The organism is Bacteroidota bacterium (genome assembly GCA_021300195.1).
Classification (GTDB): domain Bacteria; phylum Bacteroidota; class Bacteroidia; order J057; family JAJTIE01; genus JAJTIE01.
In genome coordinates this window covers 1-7,620 of sequence record JAJTIE010000067.1, presented here as the reverse complement: position 1 = coordinate 7,620, position 7,620 = coordinate 1, and the positions used below count along the sequence as shown (strand labels likewise).

6 protein-coding genes are annotated in these 7,620 nt (G+C 57.6%); 3 read left to right on the top strand and 3 right to left on the bottom strand.

Annotated features, from left to right (window positions below):
• A partial coding sequence (locus LW884_11490) for a choice-of-anchor J domain-containing protein (protein MCE3008953.1) occupies positions 1-1,431 on the bottom strand: 1,431 nt, incomplete at its 3' end.
• 605 nt (positions 1,432-2,036) lie between these two features.
• Positions 2,037-3,500 (bottom strand): amino acid permease, encoded by a 1,464-nt coding sequence (locus tag LW884_11485; protein MCE3008952.1) that lies wholly within the window; start codon positions 3,498-3,500, stop codon positions 2,037-2,039.
• A 270-nt stretch (positions 3,501-3,770) separates the two neighbouring features.
• On the opposite strand from LW884_11485, the gene LW884_11480 reads away from it, so the two are divergent.
• From LW884_11480 to LW884_11470, 3 genes are all read left to right on the top strand, one after another.
• Positions 3,771-4,922, top strand: coding sequence for a PLP-dependent aspartate aminotransferase family protein (locus tag LW884_11480; protein MCE3008951.1), 1,152 nt, complete (start codon positions 3,771-3,773; stop codon positions 4,920-4,922).
• A gap of 169 nt (positions 4,923-5,091) precedes the next feature.
• Positions 5,092-6,354, top strand: coding sequence for a hypothetical protein (locus LW884_11475; GenBank protein MCE3008950.1), 1,263 nt, complete (start codon positions 5,092-5,094; stop codon positions 6,352-6,354).
• A 130-nt stretch (positions 6,355-6,484) separates the two neighbouring features.
• The gene (locus LW884_11470) at positions 6,485-7,075 is read left to right on the top strand and encodes a 7-carboxy-7-deazaguanine synthase QueE (protein ID MCE3008949.1); all 591 of its coding nucleotides are present in this window, start codon (positions 6,485-6,487) and stop codon (positions 7,073-7,075) included.
• Positions 7,076-7,292: 217 nt separating this feature from the next.
• Here LW884_11470 and LW884_11465 read toward each other — a convergent pair.
• Positions 7,293-7,620 (bottom strand): gliding motility-associated C-terminal domain-containing protein (locus LW884_11465; GenBank protein MCE3008948.1); only part of this gene is annotated, 328 nt, incomplete at its 5' end.

The window sequence follows — 7,620 nt, the reverse complement described above, 5'->3', positions numbered from 1 at the left end:
GGGGCTCAGGATGGCCTCCACCATCACATCGGGGTTGGGGCTGTTCTCTATCCGCAGGTTGTCTATGGCAAACTCGATGGGCAAAAGGCCGGCGTTGCGAAACACAAGACCTACCCGAAAACGTACGCAGGGCTGGCCCGCAAGGGCGCACACCGCCCGCTCTACGCGGGTCCAGTCCCCCAGGGGGGTATTGCCGCCAAAACCGCCAAAGCCGGTGTTGATGCCCAGGTAGCGACCGTACCACGTGGGGTCGGCGGTGCTACCTACCGTTATCCAGCTAGCTCCGCCGTTCAGGCTGTACTCTACCCGGATGTTGTTCCAGCCGCCGCCGTTATTTACTTGCCCCTTTATCTCAAAACTTAGCAGGGGGTTGGTGGTACCTGTAAAATCGTATACCGGGCTGTATAGGTAGGGGGGCTCGTTGCCGCCACCGCCTGTGCCGCTGCCGGGGGCTATCTCTATGCGCCAGCTGTTGCCGCGCCCCTCGGCTCCGTCTACACCATACGTGGCGGGCAATGGGCCGTATAGCCAAGTGCCAATACCAGCGGCCGAAACTGCCTGCCAGCCCCCATCATTTGCCTCAAAGTTCTGTGTATAGGGAAAGGTAACTACCCGCGTGCTGCGTGTAACCGAAATACCATTGTTGGCCAGAAAGGCATCGGTGCCCAGGCCCGTGCTCACCGTGAATGCATACACGCCCTCCGCACTCATGTTAACCGTGCCTGGCAGGGTGAAGTCCACACTGCCAAGACCGGCAATGGTGCCCGTGTAGGTTGGGTTCAAGTTGCTGTTGATCGGCCCGTTTACAGAAACGCTTATGGGCAGGTTGGTAAGTGTGATGGAATCGGGGCCAAAGTTCTGGATGCGGACCGTTACCGCCTCTGTGCTGCCATAGTTCACCCCGCAAGCAGCTAGGATGGCAGGGGCAACAAGCGCGGTAATACCCACGTCGGGGGCGGCAAACACCTGCACATCGTCCAGGTACCAGAAGCGGCCTGCCTGCCCGCCATCGCTGTAGCGAAATCGGATCTGCACACTGGCCTGGCCGGCAGCCAGGGCCGTAATGTCGTGGGTTACCACGCTGGGGGCGGCCAGGCTACCATCCGTAGTGGTTTCATAGTTTACAATTGTGCTCCAGCTTGTCCCACCGTTGGTACTTATCTCTACTGCACCCAGGGTGTTTTCTACGCCAAACCAGTAGTGCGCATAGCGGAGCGTAACGCGGGTACGGCCCGTAAGGTCCAGCGTAGGCGTACGTAATACGGCCTGGTTAGGCGTTACACCTGCGCCCAGGGCATTGTCATCAAACACCGCGTAGCTGGTTCCAGCCCCAAACGAGGGTGTATTCCTAAAACTCCAGCCCTGGCTGCCCTGTATAGCGGTATTGGACCAGCCCGCTGGGAGCGCACTCGCGTTAAATCCCTCATTCAACAATACATCTGAATAGGCGACAGAAGAGCAGAGTACAAGAAACGTAGTAATAGCAACAGCACACTTCATAACGCCAATTAACAAAATTTTTGTGATTTTGTTGCACAAAACACAATAAATGAAAGGCTATTTCAAAAAAAGCAGACCAGCCTATGCTTAAAATAAAAATAAAGTAACACAAGAAACAAATACTCATTAAAAGAGGGGCTTAGCCATAAATTGAAATTAATAAATAATATATTAAAATATATTATTTTCTAGAAATAATAGGGCTTGCCCTGCAGGTTTCTTAATGTTCCGATCAAAAATGTAGTACCGCAGGGTTGGCGCAGGCAGTTAAACCCCGGTTGAACCACACTGGATGCAGAATGATCGTACAGGGCTGTGCCTTGCCATCCTGGCGGCATGAGTTGGCCGAGGGTACAGGTTTATGCACGCAGGGTTGCTGCCTCAAGCATCTACCAAGAACGGTAAACAAGTCTGTGCAATACCCCTACGCATATCGGCCTGTATACAGCCCGCGTATAAGCAGTGGCCAGAAAAAGACTGCGTCTACAGATGGACTGCCGGAGGAGGTATCCCTGGCTTTGGGGGCCAGGGGCTGCCTAGTGGAGGGGTATCTCGGGCTCGTCTGGGGCTATAGGGAGCGGCTGGCGTTTACGCCCATAGAGATAGTAAATGGCCAAGCCCAGGCCCATCCACAGCACCAGCCGCAGCCAGGTAACTGCGCCCAGGCCTATCATAAGGCCAAGACACACCACAGCTCCCAAAATGGGCACCAGGGGTACCAGCGGGGTGCGGAAGGGACGCGGAAATTCCGGATGCGTTTTGCGCAGGATGATGATGCCCACACATACCACAATGAATGCAAAGAGGGTGCCAATACTCACCATGTGCCCCAGGTCATTCACATTGAAAATACCGGCTGCTGCGGCGCAAAAAACGCCGGTAAGCACGGTGGGGATGTAGGGGGTCTTGAACCGGGGGTGAATTTTGCTGAAAGAAGGGGGCAGCAGGCCATCTTTGCTCATGCTGTAGAAGATGCGGGGCTGGGCCATGAGCATCACCAGCATAACCGAGCTGAGGCCCGCAATGGCCCCTATATTGATAAAGGGGGCCAGCCAGTTCAGGCCACCGGCGCGCTCTACGCCCAGGGCTATGGGTTCTTTTACGTTCAGCTCGGTAAAGGGTACAATGCCTGTAAGCACCAGGGTAACCAGGATATATAGCACGGTACACACCACCAGCGAGGCCAGAATGCCAATAGGCAAGTTGCGCTGCGGGTTGATGGTTTCCTGGGCCACGGTGCTCACGGCATCGAAGCCAATGTAAGCAAAGAATATAACCCCACCGGCTGCCAGGATGCCGCTCCAGCCAAATTCGCCAAAAACGCCCGTGTTTTCCGGGATAAAAGGAACCCAATTATCAGCCTGTATATAGGCCCAGCCAAATGCAATGAAGGCCAGCACTACGCTTACTTTAAGAATAACCGCCAGGTTGTTGAATCGGGCACTCTCCTTGATGCCAATAACCAGCAGAACCGTAGTGGCCAAAATGGCCAGCATCGCAGGCAGGTTGAACCAGGCGGCGTCTTGCGGCAGGGCGGCCCAGTCGGGGTAGGTTTTTTGCACCTTCTCTGTCAGGATGACCCAACCCTCTGTAGGCAACTTGACCAGGGGGGTAAATGAAGGCTCGGTGAGAAACCTGGGCAGATGCAGGCCAATGTTGTGCAAAAAGGTGGTGAAATAGCCACTCCAGCCGGCTGCCACCGTGGCTGCACCAAGCAAATACTCCAGAATAAGGTCCCAGCCGATTATCCAGGCTATGGTTCGGCCCATAGTGGCATAGGCATAGGTGTAGGCACTGCCTGCTACCGGGATCATGCTGGCAAACTCAGCATAGCACAGGCCGGCAAAGGCGCAGCCTACTGCCGCTAGTATAAAGGAGAGGATCAGGGCCGGCCCAGCGTGATTGGCCGCCGCGGTGCCCGTTAGCACAAATATACCGGTACCAATAATGGCCCCTATGCCCAGGGACGTGAGACCCCAAGGGCCCAACGTACGTTTCATTTCCGACTTCTTTGCCTGCGCTAGCATGTGCGCTAGCCGCGAGTTGCCTTGGGGTTCTGCCACTGGGTGAAAAATTTAAGTGTGGAGGCTATTTTTTTCCTCGGCAACAAAACTAACATTCCCTTGATGTTATCAAAAAAGGCAGATCATTTTTTTATACATTTATCTCGATAGAGCCGAAAAAATACTGCGCGGGCCATAGGGATTCCTTGGCAAGTAGGTACCCCGGTGGTATCTTTGATACTTTGATACCAGGACTGTACCCCATTTATGAAAAAAGAGGCTCAAAACTTCGGCACCATCGCTGTACACAGCGGCACCGGGGCCGACCCCGCCACCGGTGCGGTGATGACCCCCATATACCAAACCAGCACCTTTGAGCAGGAAAGCCCAGGCAAGAACAAGGGATATGAATATGCGCGCAGCAAAAACCCCACCCGCACCAGCCTGGAGACCGCCTTCGCCCAGATAGAGGGGGCTGGCTACGGCTTGGCCTTTGGCAGTGGCATGGCTGCAGCCGACAACCTGATAAAGCTGCTGCGACCCGGAGACGAGGTAATCTGCACCAACGACCTATACGGCGGATCCTACCGCATGTTTATGCAGGTGTATGCCCCCATGGGCATCCGTTTCCACTTTATAGACCTGGGAGACCCCACAGCCCTGCAGGCCGCGCTGAATGAGAAGACCCGTATGCTGTGGATAGAAAGCCCCACCAACCCCCTACTGAGGGTACTGGACATTGCGGCCACCTGTGCGCGGGTGCCTGCAGAGGTAATCAAGGTGGTGGACAACACCTTTGCCACCCCCTACCTGCAGCGGCCGCTGGAGCTAGGGGCCGATGTGGTGCTGCACAGCGGAACCAAATACCTGGCCGGGCACTCGGATGTGGTAATAGGTGCCCTGATGCTGAATGACAAGGACCTGTACGACCGCCTGTACCTGCTACAGAAAAGCTGTGGTGGCGTGGCTGGCCCCATGGACAGCTTCCTGTGCCTGCGCGGCCTGAAGACGCTGCACCTGCGCATGGAGCGCCACTGCCAGAACGCCCGAGAGGTAGCTGCCTTTCTGCAGGGGCACCCACGGGTAGCCACAGTGCTGTACCCGGGCCTGACCACCCATCCCGGGCACGAGATTGCCAAGAAGCAGATGCGCGACTTTGGCGGCATGCTCAGCTTCCGGCTCGTGGGCGACCACACAGCGGATGCCATCCGGCTACTGGAGCGGGTCCAGATCATCACCCTGGCCGAGAGCCTGGGCGGCGTGGAAAGCCTGATAAGCCACCCAGCCACCATGACCCACGCCAGCATACCCGAGGCCGAACGCCTGAAAGCTGGGCTGACCAACAGCCTGATCCGGCTAAGCGTGGGCATAGAGGATGCGAAAGACCTGATAGCCGACCTGCAGCAGGCCTTGGCCTAAGCCGGACCACCGGGACAGAGCGTGCTGTGCCACGGGCCAGACGGCGGGGGTAGGTGCCTATCGACTGAATTTGGGCGTGCATATGCGCAGATGGAGATGTTGGCAAGAAACCCGGGCGTAACTCAAAAAAAATCGCGTATTTCGTCGCGCATTTGTACGCATACATCGAATGAAAAAGCTTATTCAGCCAGGGCTATACGCCCTTGTGGTTCTGCTGGCAGTGGCCTGCACCCCCGAAAAGAAACCGGTAGAAGGCCTGGGCCCCGAAAAGGATAGCCCCACAAAGCCCGAAAAGACCCATGACCGCTACTGGAACGACCTGGCACGCTATGTAGCAGGCCTGCCCGCCCTGGAGGGGTCGGTGCTGGATAGCCTGGAGCATCGCCCAGAGGCCGAGGCACAACGTGCGTTCTACCAGTCTGCACCCTGGAAGGAGTACCGCGATTACCTGAAGAAGGTGGAAGCCTTTGCCCAGCAGGAATTTGCGCCCCAGCACCAGAGCGATCGGGTAATGCTCTATCCTTTCTCCGGGCCCGATTTTATCACGGCCTATACGCTATTTCCCAACGCTAAACGCTATATCTTCTGGGGGCTAGAGCCCGAGGGCCATCTGCCCGATGTGCGCACCCTGCCCGCAGCACGCATGCCGCACAACCTGCAGAGTGTGCAGCACAGCCTGCGTACCATCATCCGCCGTAGCTTCTTTGTAACCAGTGAGATGGGCGGAGACTTTGGCCGGGCCGAACTGAACGGCAGTCTGCCTGTTATCCTCACCTTCATGGCCGAACGTGGCAATGAGATACTGGAAGTAGAGCGCATCAAAATAAACATGCAGGGAGAAATAGAACCGATAGGAGCCGACAGCAGCTATGCCATGCGGGCAAACGACAGCCTGGTAACCGGCATGCGCTACCGCTTTCGCAAAAGCGAGGAAGCACCTGTGCAGGAGCTGGTGTACATTGTCTTCGATGCGCAAGACTTCCCGGGCGATCCGCACTTTAGCCGCCATGCCGAGCTGGTAAAGTGGCTGCGTAGCCAGGGCACCGTAAACACCTACTTCAAGAGTGCCAGTTACCTGATGCACTGGCGCAGCACCGAGGCCCTGCGGAACCTGATTCTGGACATAAGCGACTTTGTCTTCCAGGATGATACGGGCATTCGCTACGGCTTCTTTGACCAGGAAGCCTGGGACATTACCCTCTATGGAAACTATGCGCGGCCCGTGTACCCCTTTGAGGGTCAATACGAAACCGCCCTAGCCAATGCCTATACCCAGAAGCGACACCCGGTTAAGCCGATTGGCTTCCAGATGGGCTACCAGCAGGGCCGTGGAGAGGACCGTACCAGCCTGCTCATTGCCCGGAAGAAGCGCCCACAGACCAATAAACCTGCTGCCAAGCCCGGAGCCGAGGCAGAAAAGACCGGCAAATAGGCTCCTTCTACAGCTGCACGGTATGGGTCTGTAGCTTTCTGTGTCGTACCTTTGGCGTATGGCTGTACACCCCCACACGCCACAGCCCGGGCAACCATCAGCCTCACCCGAGCCGGTGGTCTATCCGGTTATGGAGCACTTCTACACCCTGCAGGGAGAGGGGGCTTGGGCGGGTGTGGCTGCCTACTTCATCCGGCTGGGTGGCTGCGACGTAGGCTGTGTGTGGTGCGATGTAAAGGAAAGCTGGCCGATGGAGGCCCACCCCCGTCAAACCGCTGAGGCACTGGTTTCGGCTGTACTACAGCACCCGGCACGGCGGGTGGTGATTACCGGCGGAGAGCCCCTGATGCACGGCTGCACGGCCCTTACCCAGGCGCTACGGGCTGCGGGCTGCCAGGTGCATGTAGAGACCAGCGGGGCACACCCCCCAAGTGGAACCTGGGACTGGATCACCTTTTCGCCAAAAAAGTTCAAAGCTCCGCGAGCCGAATGGTACCGACTGGCGCATGAGCTAAAGGTGATTGTATACAATCGGCACGACCTGACGTGGGCCGAAACCCACGCCGAACAGCTGCGGGCGGCGGGCAACACCCACTGCCTGCTGTACCTGCAACCCGAATGGGAAACACCCGATGCCCCCGCCTGGATAGTAGACCATGTGAAGCAACACCCGCACTGGCGCATCAGCCTGCAAACGCACAAGTACCTGCGCATCCCCTAGGCCGCCCGGCCCGGCGGGCACTTTCGCGTGCATCGGCCTTCTGTCTTTAAGATCCCACGCGCGGGCTAGTCTCAAGCGAGCAGGATGGAAGGTATGATCTTAGCCAATCAAGTGCTATGCACGCAAATAGAGCTACGGAGGACTGCGCCGCCCCCTATCCCCTATCCCCTATCCCCTATCCCCTATCCCCTATCGCCTATCCCCTATCCCCTATCCCCTAGCGCACCAGCATCAGCGTACGGATCAGCTCGCGCGTGCCACCCTGGCAGTCGGGCACCTGGATGTGCACCACGTAGGTACCCTCGGGCGCATCGGTATTGCCGTCCGTACCGCGCCAGGGCTGGCTGCCCGTGTACACCAGCTGGCCCCAGCGGCTGAAGACTTGCAGGCGGTAGGCACCGTCCAGGTAGCTGGCGGACGGGTAGGTGTCGTGCAGGCCATCCGCATTGGGGCTGAAGGCGGTGCCCCAGCGGTGTACGGCCGAGGCTTCGGGGTCGATGACCTCTACCTGGGCGGTAGCGCTGCGCCCGCATCGGTCGCTTATC

Bases quoted from the DNA above. Each gene is read 5' to 3' on its own strand.
- LW884_11485 (MCE3008952.1), bottom strand. From the start codon at position 3,500: ATGAAACGTACGTTGGGCCCTTGGGGTCTCACGTCCCTGGGCATAGGG.
- LW884_11480 (MCE3008951.1), top strand. From the start codon at position 3,771: ATGAAAAAAGAGGCTCAAAACTTCGGCACCATCGCTGTACACAGCGGC.
- LW884_11475 (MCE3008950.1), top strand. From the start codon at position 5,092: ATGAAAAAGCTTATTCAGCCAGGGCTATACGCCCTTGTGGTTCTGCTG.
- LW884_11470 (MCE3008949.1), top strand. From the start codon at position 6,485: ATGGAGCACTTCTACACCCTGCAGGGAGAGGGGGCTTGGGCGGGTGTG.